The organism is Domibacillus sp. A3M-37 (genome assembly GCF_024213455.1).
In the GTDB taxonomy this organism is placed as follows: Bacteria; Bacillota; Bacilli; order Bacillales; family Domibacillaceae; genus Domibacillus; species Domibacillus tundrae.
The window spans coordinates 1-26,992 of the sequence record NZ_JANAVL010000019.1; the positions used below are offsets into that span (position 1 = coordinate 1).

General features: G+C 45.5%; 25 protein-coding genes and 2 other annotated features. All 25 genes read left to right on the forward strand.

Going from position 1 to position 26,992, the window contains the following annotated elements; translation table 11 throughout:
* The first annotated feature begins 177 nt into the window (after positions 1 to 177).
* Positions 178 to 639: a CtsR family transcriptional regulator gene (locus NLX67_RS18885; protein ID WP_254312993.1), complete on the forward strand. Its 462-nt coding sequence runs from the start codon at positions 178 to 180 to the stop codon at positions 637 to 639.
* A gap of 5 nt (positions 640 to 644) precedes the next feature.
* Complete coding sequence (gene mcsA, locus NLX67_RS18890) at positions 645 to 1,187, forward strand: protein-arginine kinase activator protein McsA (protein WP_309143155.1); 543 nt, start codon at positions 645 to 647, stop codon at positions 1,185 to 1,187.
* Entirely contained in the window at positions 1,187 to 2,242 is a 1,056-nt protein-coding gene (gene mcsB / locus NLX67_RS18895; protein WP_046180716.1) for a protein-arginine kinase McsB, read from the forward strand. The genes mcsA and mcsB overlap by 1 nt, the downstream gene beginning before the upstream one ends.
* Before the next feature lie 18 nt (positions 2,243 to 2,260).
* The gene (clpC, locus tag NLX67_RS18900; protein WP_254312995.1) at positions 2,261 to 4,699 is read left to right on the forward strand and encodes an ATP-dependent protease ATP-binding subunit ClpC; all 2,439 of its coding nucleotides are present in this window, start codon (positions 2,261 to 2,263) and stop codon (positions 4,697 to 4,699) included.
* A 65-nt stretch (positions 4,700 to 4,764) separates the two neighbouring features.
* Positions 4,765 to 6,135, forward strand: a complete 1,371-nt coding sequence (gene radA, locus NLX67_RS18905) for a DNA repair protein RadA (protein ID WP_046180719.1) — start codon at positions 4,765 to 4,767, stop codon at positions 6,133 to 6,135.
* A 90-nt stretch (positions 6,136 to 6,225) separates the two neighbouring features.
* Positions 6,226 to 7,308, forward strand: a complete 1,083-nt coding sequence (locus NLX67_RS18910) for a PIN/TRAM domain-containing protein (protein ID WP_254312997.1) — start codon at positions 6,226 to 6,228, stop codon at positions 7,306 to 7,308.
* Between the two features lie 23 nt (positions 7,309 to 7,331).
* Positions 7,332 to 8,027: a 2-C-methyl-D-erythritol 4-phosphate cytidylyltransferase gene (gene ispD / locus NLX67_RS18915; protein WP_254312998.1), complete on the forward strand. Its 696-nt coding sequence runs from the start codon at positions 7,332 to 7,334 to the stop codon at positions 8,025 to 8,027.
* A 5-nt stretch (positions 8,028 to 8,032) separates the two neighbouring features.
* Entirely contained in the window at positions 8,033 to 8,515 is a 483-nt protein-coding gene (gene ispF / locus NLX67_RS18920) for a 2-C-methyl-D-erythritol 2,4-cyclodiphosphate synthase (RefSeq protein ID WP_254312999.1), read from the forward strand.
* A gap of 23 nt (positions 8,516 to 8,538) precedes the next feature.
* Positions 8,539 to 9,999: a glutamate--tRNA ligase gene (gene gltX, locus NLX67_RS18925; protein ID WP_254313000.1), complete on the forward strand. Its 1,461-nt coding sequence runs from the start codon at positions 8,539 to 8,541 to the stop codon at positions 9,997 to 9,999.
* A 32-nt stretch (positions 10,000 to 10,031) separates the two neighbouring features.
* Positions 10,032 to 10,255, forward strand: a binding site (T-box leader).
* Positions 10,256 to 10,275: 20 nt separating this feature from the next.
* Positions 10,276 to 10,968 carry a serine O-acetyltransferase gene (gene cysE, locus NLX67_RS18930; protein WP_256519998.1) on the forward strand — a complete coding sequence of 231 codons (693 nt, stop codon included), beginning with the start codon at positions 10,276 to 10,278 and terminating at the stop codon, positions 10,966 to 10,968.
* Positions 10,958 to 12,355: a cysteine--tRNA ligase gene (gene cysS, locus NLX67_RS18935; RefSeq protein WP_046180709.1), complete on the forward strand. Its 1,398-nt coding sequence runs from the start codon at positions 10,958 to 10,960 to the stop codon at positions 12,353 to 12,355. The genes cysE and cysS overlap by 11 nt, the downstream gene beginning before the upstream one ends.
* Complete coding sequence (locus tag NLX67_RS18940) at positions 12,355 to 12,768, forward strand: Mini-ribonuclease 3 (RefSeq protein ID WP_281175935.1); 414 nt, start codon at positions 12,355 to 12,357, stop codon at positions 12,766 to 12,768. Before cysS ends, NLX67_RS18940 begins: the two co-directional genes overlap by 1 nt.
* Positions 12,765 to 13,520, forward strand: a complete 756-nt coding sequence (gene rlmB, locus NLX67_RS18945; RefSeq protein ID WP_046180707.1) for a 23S rRNA (guanosine(2251)-2'-O)-methyltransferase RlmB — start codon at positions 12,765 to 12,767, stop codon at positions 13,518 to 13,520. Before NLX67_RS18940 ends, rlmB begins: the two co-directional genes overlap by 4 nt.
* A 2-nt stretch (positions 13,521 to 13,522) precedes the next feature.
* Positions 13,523 to 14,032: an NYN domain-containing protein gene (locus tag NLX67_RS18950; RefSeq protein ID WP_046180706.1), complete on the forward strand. Its 510-nt coding sequence runs from the start codon at positions 13,523 to 13,525 to the stop codon at positions 14,030 to 14,032.
* A gap of 72 nt (positions 14,033 to 14,104) precedes the next feature.
* A complete protein-coding gene (sigH, locus tag NLX67_RS18955; protein WP_082091575.1) occupies positions 14,105 to 14,752 on the forward strand; it encodes an RNA polymerase sporulation sigma factor SigH in 648 nt (215 codons plus the stop codon).
* 62 nt (positions 14,753 to 14,814) lie between these two features.
* A complete protein-coding gene (gene rpmG / locus NLX67_RS18960) occupies positions 14,815 to 14,961 on the forward strand; it encodes a 50S ribosomal protein L33 (RefSeq protein ID WP_046180704.1) in 147 nt (48 codons plus the stop codon).
* 32 nt (positions 14,962 to 14,993) lie between these two features.
* Positions 14,994 to 15,179 (forward strand): preprotein translocase subunit SecE, encoded by a 186-nt coding sequence (gene secE / locus NLX67_RS18965; protein WP_046180703.1) that lies wholly within the window; start codon positions 14,994 to 14,996, stop codon positions 15,177 to 15,179.
* A 349-nt stretch (positions 15,180 to 15,528) separates the two neighbouring features.
* The gene (gene nusG, locus NLX67_RS18970; protein WP_046180701.1) at positions 15,529 to 16,065 is read left to right on the forward strand and encodes a transcription termination/antitermination protein NusG; all 537 of its coding nucleotides are present in this window, start codon (positions 15,529 to 15,531) and stop codon (positions 16,063 to 16,065) included.
* Between the two features lie 165 nt (positions 16,066 to 16,230).
* Positions 16,231 to 16,656, forward strand: a complete 426-nt coding sequence (gene rplK, locus NLX67_RS18975) for a 50S ribosomal protein L11 (protein WP_046180700.1) — start codon at positions 16,231 to 16,233, stop codon at positions 16,654 to 16,656.
* Between the two features lie 108 nt (positions 16,657 to 16,764).
* Entirely contained in the window at positions 16,765 to 17,469 is a 705-nt protein-coding gene (rplA, locus tag NLX67_RS18980; protein ID WP_254313002.1) for a 50S ribosomal protein L1, read from the forward strand.
* A gap of 94 nt (positions 17,470 to 17,563) precedes the next feature.
* Positions 17,564 to 17,705, forward strand: a sequence feature (ribosomal protein L10 leader region).
* Positions 17,706 to 17,805: 100 nt separating this feature from the next.
* Positions 17,806 to 18,306 carry a 50S ribosomal protein L10 gene (gene rplJ, locus NLX67_RS18985; RefSeq protein WP_046180698.1) on the forward strand — a complete coding sequence of 167 codons (501 nt, stop codon included), beginning with the start codon at positions 17,806 to 17,808 and terminating at the stop codon, positions 18,304 to 18,306.
* Between the two features lie 73 nt (positions 18,307 to 18,379).
* Positions 18,380 to 18,742, forward strand: coding sequence for a 50S ribosomal protein L7/L12 (rplL, locus tag NLX67_RS18990; RefSeq protein ID WP_046180697.1), 363 nt, complete (start codon positions 18,380 to 18,382; stop codon positions 18,740 to 18,742).
* 73 nt (positions 18,743 to 18,815) lie between these two features.
* Complete coding sequence (locus NLX67_RS18995) at positions 18,816 to 19,415, forward strand: class I SAM-dependent methyltransferase (RefSeq protein WP_254313003.1); 600 nt, start codon at positions 18,816 to 18,818, stop codon at positions 19,413 to 19,415.
* Between the two features lie 241 nt (positions 19,416 to 19,656).
* On the forward strand, positions 19,657 to 23,211 hold the full coding sequence (rpoB, locus tag NLX67_RS19000; RefSeq protein WP_254313004.1) for a DNA-directed RNA polymerase subunit beta: 3,555 nt from the start codon (positions 19,657 to 19,659) through the stop codon (positions 23,209 to 23,211).
* Positions 23,212 to 23,307: 96 nt separating this feature from the next.
* Positions 23,308 to 26,898, forward strand: coding sequence for a DNA-directed RNA polymerase subunit beta' (rpoC, locus tag NLX67_RS19005; protein WP_254313006.1), 3,591 nt, complete (start codon positions 23,308 to 23,310; stop codon positions 26,896 to 26,898).
* Positions 26,899 to 26,992 lie beyond the last annotated feature (94 nt).

Below are 26,992 nucleotides of genomic sequence, written 5' to 3' on the forward strand. Positions count from 1 at the left end.
AGCGCCGATGGTAGTTGGGGGTTTCCCCCTGTGAGAGCAGGACGCCGCCTGGCACGACAGGACAACTTGAATATTCAAGTTGTCTTTTTTGTGTTTAAAAGCAAAATCATTGCAATGAATACATACTTTCCTTTATAATTATCGTCAAATATAGTCAAGGTCAAGGTGGGGAAACCAATGAGAAACGTTTCTGATATTATTGAACAGTATTTGAAACAAGTACTCGCACTTAATGGAAGCGAAATCGTGGAAATTAAAAGAAGCGAAATCGCTGATAAATTTCAATGTGTCCCTTCTCAAATCAATTATGTCATTAATACCCGCTTTACTATTGAACGTGGATATGTAGTTGAAAGCAAAAGGGGCGGCGGTGGCTACATCCGGATTATTAAAGTGACGGTCCATGAACAAAGTGACTTACTCGATCAGTTGCTGGCACTTGTAGGCACAAGGCTTTCACAAGCCAGCGCGGAAAATTTTGTTTATCGCCTTCTTGAAGAAGAGGTAATTTCTACTCGTGAAGCGAAGTTAATGGTAGGAGTAATGGAACGTTCTGTGCTCAATACTGAATTGCCTGAACGGGATGACTTGAGGGCGAGAATGATGAAGTCGTTTTTAGTATCACTTAAATATGTGTAAAGCAGGTGAGCAAGTTGATATGTCAAGAATGCCATGAGCGGCCGGCGGCCCTTCATTTCACCAAAACGGTGAATGGAAAAATGACGGAAGTTTACTTGTGCGAACATTGTGCACATGAAAAAGGAGAGCACTTATTTAGTGGGCATCCAGCTTTTTCTTTGAACAACTTACTAGGTGGATTATTTAACCCTGAGCCTCATTTTGCTACAAACCCTCCATTTCAGGAACAAGAAACGCATTGCGAAAAATGTCATATGACATTTCAGCAGTTTTTGCAAAGTGGCAAGTTTGGCTGTGCTCAATGTTACAAATCATTTGATTCAAAGCTGGCATCTATTTTAAAACGTCTCCATGGTGGCAATACTGTCCATCAAGGAAAGATTCCGGCACGTATGGGCGGCGCTCTTCATTTACAAAAAGAGCTGCAGGAATTACGTGAAAAGCTTCAGGAAATGGTGACAAGCGAACATTTTGAACAAGCGGCAAATGTTCGCGATCAAATTCGTGCTCTAGAAAAGAAACAGCTGGATGAAGGAGGCGTTCAGTAATGTCTCTTGAGCGGTTTATAAATCAACAAACGAGTGCATGGATGAGCGGGACGGGTCCTGATTCGGATGTCGTGCTCAGTACTCGTGTGAGGCTGGCTCGTAATTTAAATAACGTTATGTTTCCAACAATCTTGCCGGTAGAAGAAGCGAAAGCAGTCGTGACGCAAATGGTTGAAGCTGCTGCTGATAAATTATCTCTTGAGCTTTTAAAAATGGAAGATTTATCTTCGCTTCAAAAAAGAGTCCTTGTGGAAAAGCATTTAATAAGCCCCTTTTTAGCGGAAACATCTTTTTACGGTGCAGCGCTTATTTCGGAACAAGAAGACGTGAGTATTATGGTGAATGAAGAAGACCACTTGCGTATTCAGTGTATGGCTTCAGGTTTGCAGTTACATGAGACGCTGGATAAGGCAAATCGGATCGACGATGTGATTGAACAACAAGTACAATATGCATTTGATGAAAAAAAAGGTTATTTAACGGCGTGCCCGACAAACGTTGGGACAGGGCTTCGCGCATCGGTGATGATCCACTTACCCGGTTTAGTGCTGACGCGTCAGATGAACCGGATTATCCCGGCAATTAGCCAATTGGGACTTGTTGTTAGAGGGATTTATGGGGAAGGCAGCGAAGCTTTAGGGAACATCTTTCAAATTTCAAACCAGCTGACACTTGGCAAATCTGAAGAAGATATTATTAATGATCTTGATAGTATCGTCCATGAGTTAATGTCTCGTGAGCAATCTGCTCGTGATGCATTAATGCAGACGTCCCCTACTCAGCTGGAAGACCGTATTTTTCGGTCGTATGGAATTTTGTCCAACAGCCGTGTTATCGAAACAAGTGAAGCATTTCAATGTTTGTCAAATGTTAGATTAGGGATTGATTTGGGGTATATTACTCATATATCAAAAAGCATTTTAAATGAGTTAATGTTTTTAACACAGCCGGGCTTTTTGCAGCAGTATGCAGGAGGGCCACTTAAGGCGGAAGATCGGGATATTCGCCGGGCAGCGTTAATTCGTGAACGGCTTGAATTGGAAGAAACGAATTGAGATAAGGGGGAAATGGATATGATGTTTGGACGTTTTACAGAGAGAGCACAAAAGGTATTGGCACTGGCGCAGGAAGAAGCAATTCGTCTCGGCCATAATAACATTGGAACAGAGCACATCTTACTCGGCCTCGTTCGTGAAGGCGAAGGAATCGCCGCCAAAGCACTGTATGGTTTAGGTCTTAGCGCAGAAAAGATCCAGGAAGAAGTAGAAGAACTGATTGGAAAAGGCGACGGTGCTTCTAAAACCGTTCATTATACACCGCGTGCGAAAAAAGTCATCGAGCTTTCAATGGATGAAGCGCGGAAATTAGGTCACTCTTATGTAGGTACAGAGCACATCTTGCTTGGTCTTATTCGTGAAGGCGAAGGTGTGGCGGCGCGGGTACTTGGCAATCTCGGTGTCAGTTTGAACAAAGCGCGCCAGCAAGTGCTGCAGCTGCTTGGAAGCAGTGAATCTGGCGGAAGCCAAGGAGGTCAGGCTTCGAATGTCAGCACACCGACACTGGATGGTCTTGCCCGTGATTTAACGGTCATTGCTCGTGAGGGAAGCCTTGATCCGGTCATTGGACGCAGCAAAGAAATTCAGCGTGTCATTGAAGTATTAAGCCGCCGCACAAAAAACAATCCTGTTTTAATCGGTGAGCCGGGGGTCGGTAAAACAGCGATTGCTGAAGGTCTGGCCCAACAGATTATTAACAATGAAGTACCGGAAACACTTCGCAACAAACGAGTGATGACACTTGATATGGGAACAGTTGTAGCGGGAACGAAATATCGCGGTGAATTTGAAGACCGTCTTAAAAAAGTAATGGATGAAATTCGCCAGGCAGGCAACATTATTTTGTTCATTGATGAACTGCACACATTGATTGGTGCTGGTGGAGCAGAAGGCGCAATTGATGCGTCAAATATTTTAAAACCATCGCTTGCACGCGGGGAGCTTCAATGCATCGGGGCAACAACGCTCGATGAGTATCGGAAATACATTGAAAAAGATGCCGCGCTGGAGCGCCGGTTCCAGCCGATTCAAGTGGATGAACCAACGCTTGACGAATCTATTCAAATTTTAAAAGGGCTGCGTGACCGCTACGAGGCGCATCACCGTGTAGCGATTTTAGACGAAGCGATTGAAGCAGCTGTTAAAATGTCTGACCGTTATATTTCTGACCGGTTTCTGCCGGATAAAGCGATCGATTTAATTGATGAAGCTGGCTCAAAAGTCCGTCTTCGCTCGTTTACAACACCGCCGAACTTAAAAGAGCTGGAAGTGAAGCTTGAAGCATTAAAGAATGAAAAAGATTCTGCGGTTCAAAGCCAGGAATTTGAAAAAGCAGCGTCGTTGCGTGATTCAGAGCAAAAACTTCGTGAAGAACTTGAGCAAACAAAAAATAGCTGGAAAGAAAAACAAGGCACAGAAAACAGTGAAGTGACGATGGAAGATATCGCGATGGTAGTCTCAAGCTGGACCGGAATTCCGGTGTCGAAGCTTGCACAAACGGAAACCGACCGCTTGCTAAACTTGGAAGAAATTCTTCATTCCCGTCTAATTGGCCAAGAAGAAGCGGTCACGTCCATTTCAAAGGCAGTCCGCCGCGCACGTGCCGGACTCAAAGATCCAAAACGTCCAATTGGTTCCTTTATTTTCCTTGGACCTACAGGCGTCGGGAAAACGGAACTCGCTAAAGCGCTCGCTGAATCAATGTTTGGCGATGAAGATGCGATGATCCGTATTGATATGTCTGAGTATATGGAGAAACATTCAACGTCACGTTTAGTCGGCTCGCCTCCGGGTTATGTAGGATACGAAGAAGGCGGTCAGCTGACGGAGAAAATCCGCCGCAAGCCTTATTCAGTGGTGCTGCTTGATGAGATTGAAAAAGCACACCCGGATGTATTCAACATTTTGCTTCAAGTGCTTGAAGACGGCCGCTTAACAGATTCCAAAGGCCGGACCGTTGATTTCCGCAATACGGTGCTCATTATGACATCAAATGTTGGCGCGCAATCGCTGCAAAAAAATAAATATGTTGGCTTTAATATTCAAGACGCAACGCAGGATCATAAAGATATGAAAGGAAAAGTGATGGAGGAATTGAAACGCGCATTCCGCCCAGAATTCCTGAACCGTATCGATGAAATTATTGTGTTCCATGCGCTTGAAAAGAAACATTTAAAAGAAATCGTTACGCTTATGGCAGATCAACTGACGTCACGCTTGAAAGAGCAAGACATCAATGTCGAGCTGACAAATAAAGCGAAAGAAAAGATTGCGGATGAGGGGTACGATCCGGAATACGGTGCACGTCCACTTCGCCGGGCGCTTCAAAAGCAAGTAGAAGACCGGTTATCAGAAGAATTGCTAAAGGGCAATGTGTTAACCGGGCAGCAAGTTGTCGTTGATATAGATGAGAAAGGTGAATTTATCGTTCGCACAGCAGCTGGCTCAGCTTCGTAATGTAAGACAAATGGTTCAGCGGGTCTATTATGGACCCGCTGTTTTTTATGGAAAGGAGCAGGAATTTGGCTAAAGCAAAAACGAAATTTGTCTGTGGGTCTTGTGGATATGAATCACCTAAATGGATGGGGAAATGCCCAGGCTGCGGTGAGTGGAATCAAATGGTCGAAGAAACAGAAATCACGGGGAAGCCGAAGCGGACCTTTATGCATTCAGACACCGTCATGTCCAAGCCATCCCGGCTGATTGACGTAGAAACGTCCCAGGAGCCGCGGGTGGAAACGGACTTAAAAGAATTAAACCGAGTACTGGGCGGCGGTGTTGTACCCGGCTCACTTGTTTTAATTGGCGGTGATCCAGGTATTGGAAAATCCACTCTTCTTTTGCAAGTTTCTTCTCAGCTTTCCTCAAAAGGAAGCAACGTGTTGTATATATCCGGTGAGGAGTCGGTAAAGCAAACAAAAATGCGGGCGTCCCGTATGGATATTAATGATAAGAGTTTATACATTTATGCGGAAACAAACTTACAGCTTATTCATTCAGCGATTGAGAACATGAAGCCGGAATTTGTTATCATTGATTCGATTCAAACCGTCCATCATCCGGAAGTAACGTCTGCACCGGGGAGTGTATCGCAAGTGCGTGAATGTACGGCCGAATTAATGCGCATCGCGAAAATGAATAACATTGCCATTTTCATTGTCGGGCACGTTACCAAAGAGGGAGCTATTGCCGGACCTCGTCTGTTGGAGCATATGGTCGACACAGTCCTTTATTTTGAAGGGGAGCGCCATCATACGTATCGTATTTTGCGGGCGGTGAAAAACCGGTTCGGCTCGACAAATGAAATGGGTATTTTTGAAATGAAAGAAGCCGGTCTTGAAGAAGTAGCGAATCCATCCGAAATTTTTTTAGAAGAACGGACGAAGGGCACATCTGGTTCAACAGTTGTAGCCTCCATGGAAGGAACACGGCCAGTGCTCGTGGAAATACAAGCGCTCATTTCGCCAACCGTATTCGGCAATCCGCGGCGGATGGCAACGGGCATTGATCATAACCGGGTGACGCTTATTATGGCGGTGCTTGAAAAGCGGGTGGGTCTTCTTCTGCAAAATCAAGATGCTTATTTAAAGGTGGCAGGCGGTGTAAAACTTGATGAACCAGCGATTGACTTAGCTGTGGCGGTAAGTATTGCCTCCAGTTTTCGTGATGAGCCGACGGGTGCGTCCGACTGTTTAATCGGTGAAGTTGGCCTGACTGGTGAAGTGCGGCGCGTTTCACGGATTGAGCAGCGCGTGAATGAAGCAGCAAAACTTGGGTTTACCCGCATTATTGTCCCAGCCAATAATATCGGCGGCTGGATAGCACCCGCAGGCATAGAAATCATTGGTGTTTCAACGGTGAATGAAGCGCTAAAAACTGTGTTTGGCAAATAGAAACTGAAACAAAACGTATTCGAGTCTCGTATTAATAGCGCGAGACTCGAAACGTGTTTATAATAAAAAGAATAGGGAGGTGAAACAAACATGTTGAAGCGTCTTGTACAAGGTGGGTTCATTATTTTAGGCGGTACGCTTGGCGTATTTCTTCTTTCGGACTTATTCCTTTATCTTCATTTTGATTATCCATTTATTAATAACCCATATGTAACAGCGCTTTTAGGGGTACTCCTTTTCTACTTGCTTACCTTTTGGGCAGTAGACTACATCGTGGAGTTTATTAAGTGGATTGAAGATCGGATTGTAAATGCGCCGCTGACGGATATCGTCACAGGCGGCCTTGGTTTGTTGATCGGCCTTCTTGTAGCTATGCTGGTTGGCATCCCGCTCTCACAGCTCCAGCTGCCAATTGTCAATACAGTCGTTCCCATTCTGCTGACCATTGGCCTTGGATATCTGGGCTTTCAATTCGGGTTTAAGCGCCGGGATGAGCTGACGTCTCTTTTTTCATCCAGCAAAGCATCAAAGCGGAAAGAAGTTCAGACAGAAGAAGTATTGCCTGCGCTGCCAGCCAAGTCGTTTAAAATCTTGGATACAAGCGTCATTATTGACGGACGGATTGCTGATATTTGTGAGACAGGCTTTTTAGATGGAACGATTATCATCCCGCAATTTGTTCTAGAAGAATTACAGCATATCGCTGATTCTTCTGATACACTGAAGAGAACGAAAGGACGCCGCGGCCTTGATATTTTAAACCGCATGCAAAAAGACGTCCCGATTGATGTGGAAATGACGGAAAAAGATTACGAAGACGTTCATGAAGTGGATTCAAAGCTTGTGAAGCTGGCAAAAGATATTGGCGGCATCGTCGTGACGAATGATTTTAATTTAAACAAAGTGTGTGAATTTCAAAAAGTGCAGGTGCTCAATATAAACGACCTTGCGAACGCGGTAAAACCGGTCGTGATTCCGGGAGAAGAAATGCACGTACTGGTCATTAAAGATGGAAAAGAGCAGCGTCAGGGCATTGCGTATCTTGATGATGGAACGATGATCGTCGTAGAAGACGGCCGTGATTTTATCGGCAAACAAATTGACGTAATTGTTACAAGTGTTCTGCAGACATCTGCCGGGCGAATGATTTTTGCCAAACCGAAGCATGCATGATGAGAAAGGAAAGGTTTAAACGAATGGACTATTATGTCGTGATCCCGGCAGCTGGAAAAGGAAAGCGCATGAAAGCAGGCATGAACAAAGTGCTGCTTGAGCTTGAAGGACGGCCGCTTATTATTCATACGCTCGCTGTGTTTGAAATGGACACTTCCTGCAAAGGAATCGTGTTGTCCGTTCATCCGGATGAACGGCCGGAATTTAAGCAGCTTTTGACTGCGCACCGGATTACAAAAGTATACGCATTCGCTGATGGCGGCAAGGAGCGTCAGCACAGTGTCTACAGCGGCTTAAAAGCGCTCCCGCCGGAATCAGACATCGTCCTCGTTCATGATGGGGCAAGGCCGTTTATTACAAAAGAAACGATCACCATGCTCGTCGACAGTGCTCAAAACACCGGGGCCGCTATCGCGGCTGTTCCGGTGAAAGATACGATTAAAAAAGCGGAAAGCGGCACAGTGTCTAAGACGGTGGACCGGGCGAGCCTCTGGTCTGTACAGACACCGCAAGCTTTTCAAAAAGAAGTTCTGCTTGCCGCACAGCGAAAAGCGGAAGAAGAAGAATTTTTAGGAACAGACGAATCATCGCTTGTTGAAAGGACAGGTTATCCTGTACAAATTGTTGAAAGCAATTATGACAATATTAAATTGACGACGCCGGAGGATTTATATTTTGCCCGGGCGATCATAGCGAAAAGAAACGAAAGTCAGGTGTGAATAAAATGTTTCGAATTGGACAAGGATTTGATGTACACCAGCTGACAGAAGGGCGGCCGCTTATTATTGGCGGTGTAACGATTCCTCATGAAAAAGGATTGCTCGGCCACTCGGATGCAGATGTACTCCTTCATACTGTAGCGGATGCCTGTCTCGGCGCGATTGGCGAAGGTGATATCGGCCGTCACTTTCCGGATACAGACGAAGCGTTCAAAGACGCGGATTCCGCAAAGCTGCTTGAGCATGTCTGGAAGCTCGTAAAAGAAAAAGGCTATGAGCTCGGTAATATTGACTGTACGATCATTGCCCAAAAGCCGAAAATGGCGCCTTACATTGGCTCGATGCAGGAACGGATTGCCGAGCTGCTTGAAGCACAAACAGACCAAGTGAATGTAAAAGCAACAACGACCGAAAAACTTGGATTCCCGGGACGGGGCGAAGGGATTGCTTCGCAGGCCACTGTCCTATTGGTGAAAAAACAAAGGTAAAAAAGCATCGGAGGAAAAAAGCTATGACAAATAACGTGCGTGTTCGTTACGCGCCGAGCCCGACTGGTCATTTACATATCGGGAACGCGCGGACGGCGCTTTTTAATTATTTATATGCCCGCAATCTTGGGGGAACATTCATTATCCGTATTGAAGATACGGATCAAAAGAGGAATATTGAAGGCGGCGAAAAAAGCCAGCTGGATTATTTAAAATGGCTTGGTGTTGATTGGGATGAAGGCCCGGATGTTGGCGGCGATTATGGACCATACCGCCAATCGGAGCGTAACGATTTATATAAAAAATATTACGAACAGCTTTTAAAAGAAGGCAAAGCGTATAAATGCTACTGCACAGCGGAAGAGCTTGAAGCAGAGCGTGAGGCACAGCAGGAACGGAACGAAATTGCCGGCTACTCCGGAAAATGTCGTCATTTAACGAAAGAAGAGCAAGCTGCATTAGAAGCGGAAGGACGTCGTCCAAGCATCCGTTTCCTCGTTCCGTCAAGTGAAACCATTTCCTTTAACGATGTGGTCAAAGGGAACGTATCATTTGACTCTGATGGCATCGGCGGTGATTTTGTCATTGTAAAGCAGGATGGGATCCCGACGTATAACTTCGCAGTAGCGGTGGACGATTATTTAATGAAAATGACACATGTTCTTCGCGGTGATGATCACATTTCCAATACACCAAAGCAGTTGCTTATTTATAAAGCGCTTGGCTTTGAACCGCCAGTATTCGGCCATATGACGTTGATTGTCAATGAAAGCCGGAAGAAATTAAGCAAGCGTGACGAGTCGATTATTCAATTTATCGAACAATATAAAGAACTCGGTTATTTACCGGAAGCACTCTTGAATTTCATTACGCTGCTCGGCTGGTCGCCGAAAGAAGAAGAGGAAATTTACACGAAAGAGCAGTTTATCGAACAGTTTGACGCGGACCGCCTATCAAAATCGCCGGCATTCTTTGATAAACAAAAGCTTCTTTGGATGAACAATCAGTACATGAAAGAGCAGTCGGTAGAACGCGTCGTTGAGCTTGCCCGCCCGCACCTTTTAAAAGCAGGCTTGATTGAAGAAATCCTTTCTCCTGAGCAGGAAGAATGGGTAACAAACTTAATTACGCTATACCAGGAAAAAATGAGCTATGGTGCGGAAATTGTCGAATTGTCTACGCTGTTCTTTAAAGAAGATGTTTCTTATGAAGGCGAAGCGAAAGATGTTCTGGCAGAAGAGGAAGTACCGGAAGTGCTTCGGTCTTTTGCAGACAAAGCGGCTGTTCTTGAACCGTTTGAAGCAGACGGTGTGAAGAAAGCAATGAAGGACGTGCAAAAAGAGACTGGTCATAAAGGGAAAAAACTATTTATGCCGATTCGAGCTGCGGTCACCGGGCAAACGCATGGACCGGATCTTCCAAAAGCGATCGAACTGCTGGGCCGGGAAAAAGTACTGCAAAGACTAAATGCCGTTCTTGATTAAACGGCTGTTCGGTATATAATAGAGTATATATACAAAAAACGTTGAAGAGGAAAAGTAAGCGGGCAGATGCCTTTCAGAGAGAACCGCCACGGCTGCAAGCGATTCAGGCCTCTCTGTCCGCAGAAGTGCCCCTCTGAGTCTGCGGCTGAACAAAAGTAAGCGGCAGCGGGTACATCCCGTTATCAATTTGGAGTTGGGAAAATGGCGCTGCCGTTTTTCAAACAGAGTGGAACCGCGTGTACAAAACGTCTCTGTCTTTCAGAGGCGTTTTTTTATATGTCTAAAAAAGGGTTTGAGAGGAGTGGCAAGGCAATGTTTAAGGTGTTAAAGCAAGATATTGATACAATTTTTGAGCAGGATCCGGCAGCGAGAAGCTACCTGGAAGTGATTTTAACGTATTCAGGCCTCCACGCTATTTGGTCGCACCGGCTTGCGCACGGATTTTACAAACGGAAATTTTATTTTATTGCCCGGGTCATTTCACAGATCAGCCGCTTTTTTACGGGCATCGAAATTCATCCCGGCGCCCGGATTGGCCGCGGTCTTTTTATTGACCATGGCATGGGTGTCGTTATTGGTGAAACATGTGAGATCGGTGATAATGTGACGCTGTATCAAGGGGTCACGCTTGGCGGAACTGGTAAAGAAAAAGGGAAACGCCACCCGACTGTTCTTGACGGGGCATTAATTGCAACGGGTGCTAAAGTACTTGGTTCAATTACCGTTGGAGAATGTGCTCGGATTGGCGCCGGATCAGTTGTTCTAAAAGATGTCCCGCCGAATTCAACGGTCGTTGGCATTCCGGGAAGAATCGTCGTACAAAATGGAAAAAAGGTGGAGCCAACCGTGAAAGACTTGAACCACAGCAACATGCCCGATCCGGTGGCCGACCGCTTGAAAAGCCTGGAAGCAGAAATTGTTCGATTAAAAGAAGAAATCAAGAGAGGGGAACACACAAATGTCCGTTAAATTGTACAATACGCTGACGCGCAGTAAAGAAGAATTTGTCCCAATTGAAAAGGGAAAAGTAAAAATGTATGTGTGTGGTCCAACCGTTTACAATTACATTCATATCGGCAATGCGCGGCCGGCGATCGTGTTTGATACGGTACGCCGCCACCTTCAATACCGGGGATATGACGTCACGTACGTATCGAATTTTACGGATGTCGATGACAAGCTGATCCGGGCAGCAAATGAACTTGGAGAAGAAGTTCCAACTGTTGCAGAACGATTCATCAATGCGTATTTTGAAGACACGCATGCGCTCGGCTGCCAAAAAGCGGACGTACATCCGCGCGTGACAGAAAATATTGAGCTGATCGTTGATTTTATTTCAGAACTGGTCAACAAAGGATTCGCATATGAGTCCGGCGGGGATGTTTATTACCGGACGCGTAAATTTAACGGCTACGGAAAGCTGTCCCACCAATCGGTTGACGAATTGAAAGTTGGCGCCCGCATTGGCGCCGGAGAAAAGAAAGATGATGCGCTCGATTTTGTTTTATGGAAAGCGGCAAAAGAAGGAGAGATTTCATGGAACAGCCCATGGGGGAAAGGACGCCCGGGCTGGCACATTGAATGCTCCGCGATGGCACGCAAATATCTTGGTGACTCTATCGATATTCATGCCGGCGGCCAGGATCTCACATTCCCGCATCATGAAAATGAAATCGCCCAATCAGAAGCACTGACAGGCAAGCCATTCGCCCGTTACTGGCTGCATAATGGATACATTAACATCGACAACGAAAAAATGTCGAAATCACTCGGCAACTTTGTCCTTGTGCATGACATTATTAAAGAAATCGACCCGCAGGTGCTTCGTTTCTTCATGCTTTCTGTTCACTATCGCAATCCGGTTAATTACAACAAAGAATTACTCGACAGTGCGGCTGCGTCGCTTGACCGGCTGAAAATTGCCTATAAAAACTTGAAGCACCGGAAAGAATCAAGCACCAATTTAACAGAATATGACGATCAGTGGCTTCAAAAAACAGCGGCACATCATACCCGCTTTTTGCAGGAGATGGATGATGACTTTAATACGGCCAATGCCATTTCTGTTCTGTTCGATTTATCGAAAGACGCCAATGTGTATTTGCTCCAATCGCATACGTCAGCTGTCGTTATTGATGCTTTTTTGTCGAAATTTGAAGATATGTTTTTTGTGCTCGGTTTGCAGGTGCAGCAGGAAGAATTGCTTGATGAGGAAATTGAAGCATTGATTGAACAGCGGAACGAGGCACGTAAAAATCGAGATTTTGCCCGCGCAGACAGCATTCGCGATCAGCTGAAAGACTTAAATATTATCCTTGAAGATACGGCGCAGGGAATTCGGTGGAGACGCGGATGATGAAACAATTAGCAGAACCGTTAAAAGACGCAAGACAGCTGAATGGGCTGGCACTTGCGTATATGGGAGATGCTGTATACGAAGTATATATACGCAAATTTTTGCTGGAATCAGGCCGGGTAAAACCGAATGACCTGCATCGGGCTTCGACAAAATTCGTATCAGCGAAAGCGCAGGCAGCTCAGCTTCACCGCTTGCGCGAAAATAATTTTTTAACCGAAGAAGAAGTAACGGTGGCAAAACGCGGCCGTAATGCAAAATCAGGTCATATTCCTAAAAACACCGATGTACTGACATACAATCACAGCACTGCGTTTGAAGCGGTCATCGGTTTTTTGTTTTTGACCGGTCAGCTTGAACGAATGGAAATCATCATATACGACATCTTAGAGAACGGAGGGACCAAAGGATGACACAGGAACAGGAACAGGAATGGATCGGGGGCCGGAACCCCGTCATGGAAGCGCTGCGTGCCGGTCGAGATATTAATAAGCTATGGGTGCAGGAAGGTGCGCAAAAAGGGTCGATTCAGCAAATTTTAACGAAAGCAAAAGAGCTGGGCATTCCGGTACAAGTTGTGCCAAAGCGGAAAATTGAGCAAATGGTGCCGGAAAATCATCAAGGGGTTGCAGCTTCAGTGGCGGCGTATCAATACGCAGAATTGGATGACTTGTTTGTAAAAGCGGAAGAAAGCGGCGAACTGCCATTTTTTCTTCTGCTGGATGAACTGGAAGATCCGCATAATCTCGGTTCGATTATGCGGACAGCTGATGCTGTGGGTGCGCACGGTATTATTATTCCGAAACGCCGGTCGGTCAGTTTAACCGCAACAGCTGCAAAAGCATCTACGGGCGCAATTGAATACGTCCCGGTTGTGCGCGTGACAAATCTTGCCCGCACGATAGAAGAATTAAAAGAGCGGGGTGTTTGGATTGCTGGAACAGATGCCTCGGGGGCCGATGATTACCGCCGTTTTGATGGAACGATGCCGCTTTGTCTCGTTATTGGCAGCGAAGGCCGCGGTGTAAGCCGTCTCGTCAAAGAAAAATGTGATTTTCTCATTCAGCTGCCAATGAGTGGTCACGTTACGTCACTAAATGCTTCAGTGGCGGCGGCCTTGCTCATGTACGAGGTATACCGGAAGCGTCATCCGCTGGGGGACTGACGATGGATATTCTCCTCATCGATGGCTATAACATGATCGGTGCGTGGCCTGAGCTTCGCCAGTTGAAAGACACAGACTTTGCCGGCGCCCGTGACCGCCTTGTCACACTAATGGCAGAATATCAGGGCGTGCATGGCTGCCGGGTTATCATTGTGTTCGATGCGCATTTCGTTAAAGGAACGGAAAAAAAATACCGGGATGCCAAAGTGGAGGTCATTTTCACGCGCGAAAATGAAACGGCGGATGAACGAATCGAAAAAATGGCGATTGAATTAAATAACGTGCGTGATCAAGTGACGGTAGCCACATCTGACTTTACAGAGCAATGGGCTGTGTTCGGACAAGGGGCTCTTCGAGTCTCAGCGCGGGAACTTTTAACAGAGCTGTCGATCACACAAAAAGCGATTCGGAAAAACCTCGGTGAGATCAGTCATGTCAAGCCGCAGGCAAGAATTCCGCTCAGCAAGGAAACCGCAGAAACATTTGAGAAGTGGCGCAGAGGAAAAAAATGAAAGATTGACGAAGAAAAAAATGGTACTGTATACTAATCCTAGCGAAGATTGCCAGGCGGAGGGATGTGTAGCATGAACCGTTCGATAACTGCAGAGATGGATATGCTTATTCTTAGTGACGAACAAATAGTAGAGCTTGTGCACAACGGAAACAGCGAAGCCCTCGATTTTGTCATTCATAAATATAGGAATTTTGTCAGGGCAAAAGCCCGTTCTTATTTTTTAATTGGAGCCGACAAAGAAGATATTGTGCAAGAAGGCATGATCGGGTTGTATAAAGCCGTCCGCGATTTTAAAGGGGACAAGCTCAGCTCGTTCCGGGCTTTTGCAGAACTGTGCATTACCCGGCAGATTATTACCGCTATTAAAACGGCGACCCGCCAGAAACATATCCCGCTTAATTCCTATGTATCGCTCGATAAGCCGATTTATGATGAAGAATCAGACCGGACGCTTATGGACGTGCTGACGGGAACAAAAGTGAGCGACCCGCAGGAATTAATTATTAATCGCGAGCAATTTTCAAGCATTGAAGGAAAGGTGAACGAGCTTTTAAGCGATTTAGAGCGGCAAGTGCTCGCTCTTTACCTCGATGGCCGTTCGTACCAGGAAATTTCAGAAGAGTTGAACCGTCATGTGAAATCAATCGATAATGCCCTGCAGCGAGTAAAGCGAAAGCTGGAACGGTATTTGGAGTTTAAAGAAATTACCATCCAATGAAACTTGACGAAAGACCGCTTTCAATGATACGTTTTAAGAATTGAAATGGTAAGGTGATGAACATGGCGAAAAAAGTGCCGCTTGCGTGTTCTGTATGCGGATCACGCAATTACTCGACGACGGTGAATACAACCGGCGGCGAGCGCCTTGAAATAAAAAAATTTTGCGGTGTCTGCAATCAGCATACTGGGCATAAACAGACGAAATGACACCGGCGCATTTCTTTTGGAGGTTTCAGCAAATGTCACGCATTACGCAGTTTTTCCGTAACGTGCGCTCTGAAATGGCCAAGGTCAGCTGGCCGAAACGAAAAGAGCTTACGACATATACGATTACCGTCATTTCGACAGTAATTTTTCTTGCTCTTTTTTTCTCGGTCGTCGATCTTGGTATTTCAACGCTCGTCCGCTGGGTTTTAGAAATGTAACAGCTGTCTAAAAAATTACTTGAATACACAGTGTTTTTTCCGTGGTATAATGGATAATATGATTAAGAGGCTAGGAACGCCGCATCTTGCGGCAGTGCCTTTATGACCCGCATCATGCGGACCTGAAAAGCCCGTTTAACGGGTTTTTTCATTTGGTTTGAAAAAATGTCTAGCTCCAGGTGCCATCAGCTCGAGGGCCCACACGATGTGGGTCACAAAGACGTTGCGGCACGATGCCGCGATCTTAGTTTTTGCTCTAAGACAGCTCGTCTTATGCTTGTCGCTGATAAACGGGCGCCTTGCGCTTTTCATTTAAATGAAAAGGAGGGAAGGACACAAGTCCCTTTCTATGGAAAAAAATTGGTATGTCGTTCACACGTATTCAGGATATGAGAATAAAGTAAAAGCAAATTTAGAAAAACGCGTTGAGTCGATGGCGATGCAGGATAAAATTTTTCGCGTCATCGTACCAGAAGAAGAAGAGCGCGATATAAAAAACGGGAAAGAAAAAATCACGAAACGTAAAGTGTTTCCCGGTTACGTGCTTGTTGAAATCGTCATGACGGACGATTCGTGGTATGTTGTCCGGAACACACCGGGTGTCACAGGCTTTGTAGGCTCATCCGGCCATGGTTCTAAACCAACCCCGCTTCTTCCGGATGAAGTAACATCCATCCTAAAACAAATGGGGATGGAAGAGCGCCGTCATGAAGCGGATTACGAGCTTGGCGAAACCGTCATCGTTAAAGACGGTCCATTTGCAGACTTTGAAGGCACTGTAGAAGAAATTGATCAGGATAAAGGCAAGCTGAAAGTGCTCGTCAATATGTTTGGCCGTGAAACGCCAGTAGAACTTGATTTTGATCAAGTGAATAAAATATCCTGAAAAACAGGTTGAAATCTTGCGTGAAAAGTGGTACTATTTTTTAGGTCAGTATGTATTGTACTGCCTAAGACTCATTTTATAATCATCTTTATTTAAATAAAGATAGACAGAGTGGGAGGGGCAAAGCCCCATGTACCACATCACGGACTTAAGGAGGTGTGTCTCGTGGCTAAAAAAGTAATTAAAGTTGTAAAACTGCAAATTCCTGCAGGTAAAGCAAACCCTGCGCCGCCGGTTGGTCCGGCACTCGGTCAAGCTGGTGTTAACATCATGGGATTCTGTAAAGAATTCAATGCACGCACAGCAGATCAAGCAGGATTGATCATTCCGGTTGAAATCTCGGTTTTTGAAGACCGTTCATTTACATTCATCACAAAAACTCCGCCTGCAGCTGTTCTTTTGAAAAAAGCAGCTGGTATCGAATCAGGATCTGGAGAACCGAACCGCAATAAAGTTGCAACGGTTAAACGTGATAAAGTGCGTGAAATTGCTGAAACAAAAATGCCTGACTTAAATGCAGCTGACGTTGAATCGGCTATGCGTATGGTTGAAGGTACTGCCCGCAGCATGGGTATTGTGATCGAAGACTGATCAGTTGTCTGTTTTTTGGAGGTTGCGAGTGAAGTAGCGATACTTCATCCGCAGCCTTTATTCGTGGGAGGTAAATTCCGCTAAAACCACATAAGGAGGAAATAAAACATGGCTAAACAAGGTAAAAAGTTTCAAGATGCGACGAAACTCGTTGATCGCACGAAACAATATTCAGTAGAAGAAGCAATTGAACTTGTAAAACAAACAAGTACAGTGAAATTTGATGCAACAGTTGAGGCGGCATTCCGTCTTGGTGTTGACCCGAAAAAAGCGGATCAACAAATCCGCGGTGCGCTTGTTCTTCCAAATGGAACAGGTAAAACACAACGCGTTCTTGTATTTGCAAAAGGCGAAAAAGCAAAAGAAGCGGAAGCTGCGGGTGCAGACCACGTAGGCGACAGCGAATTCATCACTAAAATCCAACAAGGCTGGTTTGAATTTGATGTGATCGTGGCAACACCTGACATGATGGGTGAAGTTGGTAAATTAGGTCGTGTTCTCGGACCAAAAGGCTTGATGCCGAACCCGAAAACAGGAACAGTTACATTCGACGTTACAAAAGCCATTCAAGAAATCAAAGCAGGTAAAGTGGAATACCGTGTAGATAAAGCCGGTAACGTTCACGTACCAGTTGGTAAAGTTTCATTCGAAAGCAGCAAGCTGATCGAAAACTTTACAGCGATTTTTGATACAATGATGAAAGTAAAGCCTTCTGCAGCAAAAGGCATTTACATGAAAAACATTGCTATTACGTCAACAATGGGTCCTGGCGTAAAAGTAGATGCTTCATCTTTCGTAGCAGTTAAAAACTAAGTTGACAACGTAAAGATTTTCTGTTAAAGTAAAATTCGTTGAGCTTACGAAGGTGAGTAACAAGAGTTTTTAAGCTCTTGAACAACTTATTAACCACATATGTACATTTGTACCGTAGACAGCAGGGGCTCACGCTTAATCATCCTGCCGAGGACTTGCGAAATAGATTGCGCGGCGTTTCGTCCGCTTTTCTTGCCTCCATGTCTTTCGGGATATGGAGGCTTTTATGTTTCCTGGGGGGCCGCCGCAGGACGCGGCATAGTTAACCTCGATCCTTTAACGGTATTAAATGATGAGCGAGTTCCGCTCGTACAAATTCTACAGGAGGTGTAGCAGATGAGCAGCGTTATCGAGAAAAAGCAAGCACTTGTTGGTGAAATCGCCGACAAACTAAAAAACAGCCCATCGACAGTTATCGTTGACTACCGCGGACTTTCCGTGGCACAAGTAACGGAACTTCGTAAGCAGCTTCGTGAAGCAGGCGTTGAGTTCAAAGTATACAAAAATACAATGACTCGCCGTGCAGCTGAGCAGGCAGGCATTGAAGGACTTCAAGAGTTCCTTACAGGTCCAAACGCAATCGCATTCGGTGCTGAGGATGTTGTCGCTCCAGCGAAGATCTTGAATGAATTCGCGAAGAAAAACGAAGCGCTTGAAATCAAAGCGGGTGTTCTTGAAGGCAACTTCGTATCTGTTGAGGAAGTTAAAGCACTTGCAGAACTTCCATCACGCGAAGGACTTCTTTCGATGGTACTCAGCGTTCTTCAAGCGCCAATCCGCAACTTCGCTCTTGCAGCGAAAGCAGTGGCCGACCAAAAAGAAGAACAAGGCGCGTAATAGTAAGACAAGCCGCGTAGCGGTTTAACGAATAAAAAAACATTTTTAAAACACACTAAGGAGGAAACACAAAATGTCTAAAGAGCAAATCATTGAAGCAATCAAAGAAATGTCCGTTCTTGAATTGAACGACCTTGTAAAAGCAATCGAAGAAGAATTCGGCGTAACAGCAGCAGCACCAGTTGCAGCAGCAGGTGCTGGCGGCGGCGAAGCAGCAGCAGAACAAACTGAATTCGACCTTATCCTTAATGGAGCAGGCGACCAAAAAATCAAAGTTATCAAAGCAGTTCGCGAAATCACAGGCCTTGGCTTGAAAGAAGCGAAAGAGCTAGTTGATAACACACCAAAAGCGCTTAAAGAAGGTATCGCGAAAGAAGAAGCTGAAGAGCTGAAAGCGAAACTTGAAGAAGTTGGCGCTTCTGTAGAAGTGAAGTAATTCTTTGATACAATGACACAAAAGTCCGCTGGTTTTGCAGCGGGCTTTTGTTTATTGAAAGGGGAAATAGATCGTGGGAGACCATTATTTTTCCAAAAACCCTAACAGCGAGCATCGTCCGCAGCACTTCACATTTGCATTGCGTGGCAAATCATATACATTTGAAACAGATGCCGGTGTTTTCTCGAAATCAGAAGTGGACTTTGGTTCAAGGCTGCTTATTGAAACATTTGAATGGCCGGAAGTAGATGGACCAATATTGGATGCTGGCTGCGGTTATGGTCCAATCGGTCTTTCGATCGCATCCGAACAGCCGGATCGAATCATTCATATGATTGATGTGAATGACAGGGCACTGACGCTGGCGCGTGAAAATGCAAAGCGAAATAATGTTGACAATGTGCTCATTTACGAAAGTGATCGTCTGCAAAATGTGTCGGAAGAAGGTTTTGCGGCAGTGCTGACAAACCCGCCGATCCGCGCGGGCAAGCAAGTTGTTTTTGATATAGTACAAACTGGCTTTGCAAAACTTTCAGAAGGCGGCGAACTATGGGTTGTTATTCAGAAAAAACAGGGAGCGCCATCTGTCATAAAAGAAATCGAACGGCTGGCCGGTTCATGTGAAGTTGCAGCGAAAGTTAAAGGCTATTTTATTTTGCGTGCGAAAAAATAATTGACCCTAAAAAAACCGTATGCTATTATTGTAAAATGCCAATATAATATTTGTGCCCGTTTGTCAATGAGAATATTTTTTTGCCGAAATGGGAACAATGACAACAAAATAGGGCCAATCGTGATAAAAATAAGGTTTTCTTTGACAAAACCTTTTTCTTTTTGTCTTGTTGAGTATGAAAATACTCCGCTTAAAGATAAATTATAGGCAATAATAACGCTTGATTTGAGGGGTGAATCAGTTGACAGGTCAACTAGTTCAGTATGGACGACACCGCCAGCGCAGAAGCTATGCGCGCATTAGTGAAGTATTAGAGTTACCGAATTTGATTGAAATTCAAACAGCCTCCTATCAATGGTTTCTTGATGAGGGTCTGCGTGAAATGTTCCAGGACATTTCTCCGATTGAAGATTTCACAGGTAATCTGGCACTGGAATTTATTGATTACAGTTTGGCAGAACCAAAATATCCCGTGGATGAGTCGAAAGAGCGTGATGTTACATACTCTGCGCCGCTCCGTGTGAAAGTCCGTCTTTTAAACAAAGAAACGGGCGAAGTGAAAGATCAAGAAGTTTTCATGGGTGATTTCCCGCTTATGACTGAAACAGGAACATTCATTATTAACGGTGCAGAGCGCGTTATCGTTTCTCAGCTCGTTCGTTCTCCAAGTGTGTATTACAACGGAAAATTGGACAAAAATGGAAAGCGCGGCTTCACTGCGACTGTTATTCCAAACCGTGGTGCGTGGCTCGAATACGAAACAGATGCCAAAGATATCGTATATGTCCGTATCGACCGGACGCGTAAATTACCGATTACGGTTTTATTACGTGCGCTCGGGTTTGGCACTGATCAAGAAATCATCGACTTGCTTGGTGATAACGAATATTTGCGCAATACGCTTGAAAAAGATAATACAGAAACAACGGAAAAAGCGCTGATTGAAATTTATGAGCGTCTTCGCCCGGGTGAACCGCCGACAGTTGACAACGCGAAAAGTCTTTTGGTTTCCCGTTTCTTTGACCCGAAACGGTACGATCTTGCCAGTGTAGGCCGTTATAAAATGAACAAAAAGCTTCACACGAAAAATCGTTTATTCGGACAGCGTCTGGCTGAACCGCTGGCAGATCCGGAAACAGGTGAAATTATTGCAGAAGCAGGTACGGTGCTAGACCGCCGCACACTCGATAAAGTCATTCCGTATCTTGAAAAGGGTGCTTCATTTAAATCATACCGTCAAACAGGCGGCGTAATTGAAGATGACATGACCGTTCAAACGATTAAAGTATACGCACCAAACAGCGAAGAAGAGCAGGTAATTAATCTTATCGGCAACGGCTTCCCAGAAATGAACGTGAAGAACATCACACCGGCAGACATTATCGCGTCAATAGGCTATTTCTTCAACCTTCTTTACGGGGTAGGCGACACAGACGATATTGATCATCTCGGCAACCGTCGTCTTCGTTCAGTTGGAGAACTTTTGCAAAACCAATTCCGTATTGGGTTGTCTCGTATGGAACGGGTTGTTCGCGAGCGTATGTCGATTCAAGACACGCAAACGATCACACCGCAGCAGCTTATTAACATCCGTCCGGTGATTGCATCAATTAAAGAGTTCTTTGGAAGCTCTCAGCTTTCGCAGTTCATGGATCAGACGAATCCGCTTGGCGAATTAACGCATAAACGCCGTCTGTCCGCACTCGGACCGGGTGGTTTAACACGTGAGCGCGCGGGCTTTGAAGTGCGTGACGTTCATTACTCCCACTATGGCCGTATGTGTCCGATTGAAACTCCTGAGGGACCAAACATCGGGCTGATCAACTCCTTGTCATCGTTTGCGAAAGTAAACCGTTTCGGCTTTATTGAAACACCGTATCGCCGTGTCGATCCGGATACAGGCTCTGTAACGACGCGCATCGATTATTTGACAGCCGATGAAGAAGATAACTACGTTGTCGCACAGGCGAATGTACCCCTGAACGATGACGGATCATTTGCGGAAGAAGAAGTCGTTGCCCGTTTCCGTGGTGAAAATACCGTGGTTAAACGTGAGCGTGTGGATTATATGGACGTATCGCCGAAACAGGTTGTATCGGCTGCAACAGCATGTATCCCATTCTTAGAAAACGATGACTCCAACCGTGCCCTCATGGGAGCGAACATGCAGCGTCAGGCTGTGCCGTTAATGCAGCCGGAAGCGCCAATTGTCGGAACAGGTATGGAATATGTATCTGCAAAGGACTCTGGGGCTGCTGTTATTTGCAAACACGAAGGAATTGTTGAACGAGTAGAAGCCCGCCAAATTTTTGTCCGCCGTATTCAAGAAGTAGATGGACAGGAAGTAAAAGGCGACCTTGATAAATATAAATTGCAAAAGTTTATTCGTTCTAACCAAGGAACGTGCTATAACCAGCGTCCAATCGTTGCAGTGGGCAACCGTGTGACAAAAGGCGAGATTTTAGCAGATGGCCCGTCAATGGAGCTCGGCGAACTTGCCCTTGGCCGTAACGTCCTTGTTGGGTTCATGACATGGGACGGCTACAACTATGAAGATGCAATTATTATGAGTGAGCGTCTTGTGAAAGATGACGTGTATACATCGATTCATATTGAAGAATACGAGTCAGAATCACGTGATACAAAGCTCGGACCGGAAGAAATTACGCGTGATATTCCAAACGTCGGTGAAGATGCACTTCGCAATCTTGATGATCGTGGGATTATTCGTGTCGGTGCTGAAGTAAAAGACGGTGATTTGCTTGTAGGGAAAGTAACGCCTAAAGGTGTAACAGAACTAACAGCAGAAGAACGTCTGCTTCATGCGATCTTCGGTGAAAAAGCACGCGAAGTTCGTGATACGTCATTACGTGTTCCCCACGGCGGAACCGGAATTGTCCTTGATGTAAAAGTCTTCAACCGTGAAGATGGAGACGAACTGCCGCCGGGTGTGAATCAGCTCGTACGTGTTTACATTGTTCAGAAGCGGAAGATTTCTGAAGGGGATAAAATGGCTGGTCGTCACGGTAATAAAGGGGTAATCTCCCGTATTTTGCCAGAAGAAGACATGCCGTTCCTGCCAGATGGCACACCGGTTGATATTATGCTTAACCCACTTGGCGTACCATCCCGTATGAACATCGGACAGGTGCTTGAGCTTCACTTAGGTATGGCTGCACGCTATCTTGGCATTCACGTTGCATCACCGGTATTTGATGGTGCATCCGAGGATGATGTGTGGGAAACAATTGAAGAAGCCGGCATGAGCCGTGATGCGAAAACTGTCTTGTATGATGGCCGCAGCGGCGAGCCATTCGACAACCGCGTATCTGTTGGAATCATGTACATGATCAAACTTGCGCATATGGTTGATGATAAACTTCACGCGCGTTCTACAGGTCCATACTCACTCGTTACGCAGCAGCCACTTGGCGGTAAAGCTCAGTTTGGCGGACAGCGTTTCGGTGAGATGGAAGTATGGGCACTTGAAGCATACGGTGCTGCTTATACGCTGCAGGAAATCTTAACTGTTAAATCCGATGACATTGTCGGTCGTGTGAAAACATACGAAGCAATCGTTAAAGGTGAAAATGTTCCAGAACCAGGTGTCCCTGAATCATTCAAAGTATTGATTAAAGAGCTTCAAAGCCTTGGTCTTGACGTGAAAATGATGTCAGGCGACGATAAGGAAATTGAATTGCGTGATCTTGAAGACGAAGAGGATGTGCAGCAGGCCGATACATTAAACATCGCTCCTGAAGCCGCTGGAATTGAACCAATCGGATCAAAAGACTGAACCATATTTACAAATAGCATTTCGTCCAAAAAGCGCTCTTAGCGCTTTTTGGGCGCTTTCAAGGAAATCGGTAAAAAGAAAAGGGAGGTAGGCCCCTTGCTGGATGTCAATAATTTTGAGTATATGAAGATTGGTCTTGCTTCACCTGATAAGATTCGTTCTTGGTCTTATGGAGAAGTCAAAAAACCTGAAACAATTAATTACCGTACACTCAAGCCAGAAAAAGACGGCTTGTTCTGCGAACGGATTTTTGGCCCTACGAAAGATTGGGAGTGCCATTGTGGCAAATATAAACGTGTCCGCTATAAAGGTGTCGTCTGTGACCGCTGTGGCGTTGAAGTAACAAAAGCGAAAGTACGCCGTGAACGTATGGGCCACATTGAGCTGGCAGCACCAGTTTCGCATATTTGGTATTTCAAAGGAATCCCAAGCCGCATGGGTCTCGTTTTGGACATGTCTCCGCGTGCTTTAGAAGAAATCATTTATTTCGCTTCATACGTGGTTACGGAGTCAGGTGATACAGCACTTGAGAAGAAGCAGCTTCTTTCTGAAAAAGAATTCCGCACGTACCGCGATAAATACGGTAATAAATTCCAGGCGGCTATGGGAGCAGAAGCGATCAAAAAGCTTCTCCAAGATATTGACCTTGATAAAGAAACAGAACAGCTAAAAGAAGAATTAAAATCAGCACAGGGACAGCGTCGGACACGTGCGATTAAACGTCTTGAAGTGATCGAAGCATTCCGTCATTCGGGCAACCATCCGGACTGGATGGTTTTAGATGTGCTGCCGGTCATTCCGCCAGAACTTCGCCCGATGGTACAGCTGGACGGCGGTCGTTTTGCAACATCTGATTTGAATGATTTGTATCGCCGTGTGATTAACCGGAACAACCGTTTAAAACGTCTTTTAGACCTTGGTGCCCCAAGCATTATCGTTCAAAATGAAAAACGGATGCTGCAAGAAGCCGTTGATGCATTGATTGATAACGGCCGTCGCGGCCGCCCTGTTACAGGTCCGGGTAACCGTCCATTGAAATCACTTTCGCATATGCTGAAAGGGAAACAAGGCCGTTTCCGTCAAAACTTGCTCGGAAAACGGGTCGATTATTCTGGTCGTTCTGTAATCGTCGTCGGTCCAAACTTAAAGATGTATCAATGTGGTCTTCCAAAAGAAATGGCGCTTGAGCTTTTTAAGCCGTTCGTGATGAAAGAACTCGTTGAACGTGGTCTTGCACACAACATTAAAAGTGCAAAGCGTAAAATTGAGCGCGTGCAGTCCGATGTATGGGATGTACTTGAAGAAGTCATCCGTGAGCATCCTGTTTTATTGAACCGGGCACCGACGCTTCACCGTCTCGGTATCCAGGCATTTGAACCAACATTGGTTGAAGGACGCGCAATTCGTCTTCACCCGCTCGTATGTACAGCATACAATGCGGACTTTGATGGTGACCAAATGGCCGTTCACGTGCCGCTTTCTGCTGAAGCGCAAGCGGAAGCCCGCATGCTGATGCTGGCTGCACAAAACATTTTGAATCCGAAAGACGGAAAGCCAGTTGTTACACCGTCACAGGATATGGTTCTTGGAAACTATTACTTAACGCTTGAGCGTGAAGATTCAATAGGAGAAGGGGCTATCTTTAAAGATACAAATGAGGCGATTTTGGCTTATCAAAACGGATATGTTCACTTACACACACGTGTAGCAGTGGCGGCATCATCCCTTGAAAACCAAACATTCACAGAAAAACAAAATAAGCAGCTTCTTATCACAACGGTTGGCAAATTGATCTTTAATGAAATTTTGCCGGATACATTCCCGTACATCAACGAACCGACAAGCAGCAACCTTGAAGTGAAAACGCCAGAGAAATATTTTGTTGATGCGGGTGTGAACGTGCCTGAGCATATTGCCAAGCAGGAAGTTATTGAGCCGTTTAAAAAGAAAATTCTCGGTAACATTATCGCGGAAGTGTTTAAACGCTTTAAGATTACTGAAACATCTAAAATGCTTGACCGTATGAAAGACCTTGGCTTTAGACACTCGACAAAAGCGGGTATTACAGTAGGGGTTGCGGACATCGTCGTTTTAAGTGAAAAAGAAGGAATCCTAAAAGAAGCACAAGCAAAAGTGGACAATGTTATGAAGCAGTTCCGCCGCGGTTTAATTACCGAAGAAGAACGCTACGACCGTGTCATTTCTGTTTGGAGTGCGGCGAAAGATGTTATTCAAGGTAAATTGATGGCGTCTCTTGATAAACGCAACCCAATCTTTATGATGAGTGATTCAGGAGCCCGTGGTAATGCTTCCAACTTTACACAGCTTGCTGGTATGCGCGGACTCATGGCCAACCCGGCTGGGCGTATTATCGAACTTCCGATCAAGTCATCGTTCCGTGAAGGTCTGACGGTACTCGAGTACTTTATTTCAACACACGGTGCACGTAAAGGTCTTGCCGATACGGCTCTGAAAACAGCCGATTCTGGTTACTTAACACGTCGTCTTGTTGACGTAGCGCAAGATGTCATCGTCCGCGAAGATGATTGTGGAACAGACCGCGGCCTGGAAATCGGCTCGATTAAAGACGGCACTGAAATTATTGAAGCGCTCGAAGAACGTCTTGTCGGCCGTTATTCACGCAAAGCAATCAAACATCCTGAAACAGGTGAAGTGATTCTCCGTGAAAACGAACAAATTGATGAAGACTTGGCGAAAATCATTGTAGAAGCGGGCGTGGAAACAGTTTGGATCCGCTCTGCCTTTACATGTAATACGCGCCACGGCGTATGTAAAAAATGCTATGGACGCAACTTGGCAACCGGCCAGGAAGTGGAAGTCGGTGAAGCAGTTGGTATTATCGCTGCCCAGTCGATCGGGGAACCAGGAACACAGCTTACAATGCGTACGTTCCATACAGGCGGCGTAGCTGGAGACGATATTACACAGGGTCTTCCGCGTATTCAGGAAATTTTCGAAGCGCGTAACCCGAAAGGTCAGGCAATTATCTCGGAAATCAACGGCACGATTGCGTCGATTACAGAAGGCCGCGACCGTCAGCAGGAAATTACGATTCAAGGAGACGTGGAAACACGTTCTTACACAGCTCCATACACGGCTCGCTTGAAAGTAGCGGTTGGTGATCAAATTGAACGGGGTCAAGTATTAACAGAAGGTTCGATTGATCCGAAAGAATATTTGAAAATCAAAGACGTGGCCTCTGTACAGGAATATTTATTGCGCGAAGTGCAAAAAGTATACCGTATGCAAGGGGTAGAAATCGGCGATAAGCACGTCGAAGTAATGGTCCGCCAGATGCTTCGCAAAGTGCGCGTACTTGAAGCGGGAGACACTGATGTTCTTCCAGGCAGCCTGCTTGAAATTCATCAGTTCCGTGACGCAAACGAAAAAGCCCTTCTTGAAGGCGGAATCCCGGCAACGGGGCGTCCGATTCTTCTCGGTATTACAAAAGCATCGCTTGAAACGGATTCTTTCTTGTCTGCTGCATCCTTCCAGGAAACAACTCGTGTTCTGACGGATGCTGCAATCAAAGGGAAACGTGACGAATTGCTCGGTTTGAAAGAAAACGTCATTATCGGAAAACTCGTTCCAGCGGGTACCGGCATGCAGCGTTATCGCCAATCTGAAGCAAATTTGAAGCAGGAAGCACCTGTTACAGCCGAATAATCTTTTATCGGCGCCTTGATCGCAAGGGCGCCGATAAATTTTTTTTGAAAAGAACAGTTGACACTAAAAAACGAAAATGTTACTATGATCAAGG

What these genes read in the sequence shown, in the direction of transcription:
- NLX67_RS18885 (WP_254312993.1), top strand. Translation starts at nt 178, where the DNA reads ATGAGAAACGTTTCTGATATTATTGAACAGTATTTGAAACAAGTACTC.
- mcsB (WP_046180716.1), top strand. Translation starts at nt 1,187, where the DNA reads ATGTCTCTTGAGCGGTTTATAAATCAACAAACGAGTGCATGGATGAGC.
- clpC (WP_254312995.1), top strand. Translation starts at nt 2,261, where the DNA reads ATGATGTTTGGACGTTTTACAGAGAGAGCACAAAAGGTATTGGCACTG.
- NLX67_RS18910 (WP_254312997.1), top strand. Translation starts at nt 6,226, where the DNA reads ATGTTGAAGCGTCTTGTACAAGGTGGGTTCATTATTTTAGGCGGTACG.
- ispD (WP_254312998.1), top strand. Translation starts at nt 7,332, where the DNA reads ATGGACTATTATGTCGTGATCCCGGCAGCTGGAAAAGGAAAGCGCATG.
- ispF (WP_254312999.1), top strand. Translation starts at nt 8,033, where the DNA reads ATGTTTCGAATTGGACAAGGATTTGATGTACACCAGCTGACAGAAGGG.
- gltX (WP_254313000.1), top strand. Translation starts at nt 8,539, where the DNA reads ATGACAAATAACGTGCGTGTTCGTTACGCGCCGAGCCCGACTGGTCAT.
- cysE (WP_256519998.1), top strand. Translation starts at nt 10,276, where the DNA reads ATGTCTAAAAAAGGGTTTGAGAGGAGTGGCAAGGCAATGTTTAAGGTG.
- cysS (WP_046180709.1), top strand. Translation starts at nt 10,958, where the DNA reads ATGTCCGTTAAATTGTACAATACGCTGACGCGCAGTAAAGAAGAATTT.
- NLX67_RS18940 (WP_281175935.1), top strand. Translation starts at nt 12,355, where the DNA reads ATGAAACAATTAGCAGAACCGTTAAAAGACGCAAGACAGCTGAATGGG.
- rlmB (WP_046180707.1), top strand. Translation starts at nt 12,765, where the DNA reads ATGACACAGGAACAGGAACAGGAATGGATCGGGGGCCGGAACCCCGTC.
- NLX67_RS18950 (WP_046180706.1), top strand. Translation starts at nt 13,523, where the DNA reads ATGGATATTCTCCTCATCGATGGCTATAACATGATCGGTGCGTGGCCT.
- sigH (WP_082091575.1), top strand. Translation starts at nt 14,105, where the DNA reads ATGAACCGTTCGATAACTGCAGAGATGGATATGCTTATTCTTAGTGAC.
- rpmG (WP_046180704.1), top strand. Translation starts at nt 14,815, where the DNA reads ATGGCGAAAAAAGTGCCGCTTGCGTGTTCTGTATGCGGATCACGCAAT.
- secE (WP_046180703.1), top strand. Translation starts at nt 14,994, where the DNA reads ATGTCACGCATTACGCAGTTTTTCCGTAACGTGCGCTCTGAAATGGCC.
- nusG (WP_046180701.1), top strand. Translation starts at nt 15,529, where the DNA reads ATGGAAAAAAATTGGTATGTCGTTCACACGTATTCAGGATATGAGAAT.
- rplA (WP_254313002.1), top strand. Translation starts at nt 16,765, where the DNA reads ATGGCTAAACAAGGTAAAAAGTTTCAAGATGCGACGAAACTCGTTGAT.
- rplJ (WP_046180698.1), top strand. Translation starts at nt 17,806, where the DNA reads ATGAGCAGCGTTATCGAGAAAAAGCAAGCACTTGTTGGTGAAATCGCC.
- rplL (WP_046180697.1), top strand. Translation starts at nt 18,380, where the DNA reads ATGTCTAAAGAGCAAATCATTGAAGCAATCAAAGAAATGTCCGTTCTT.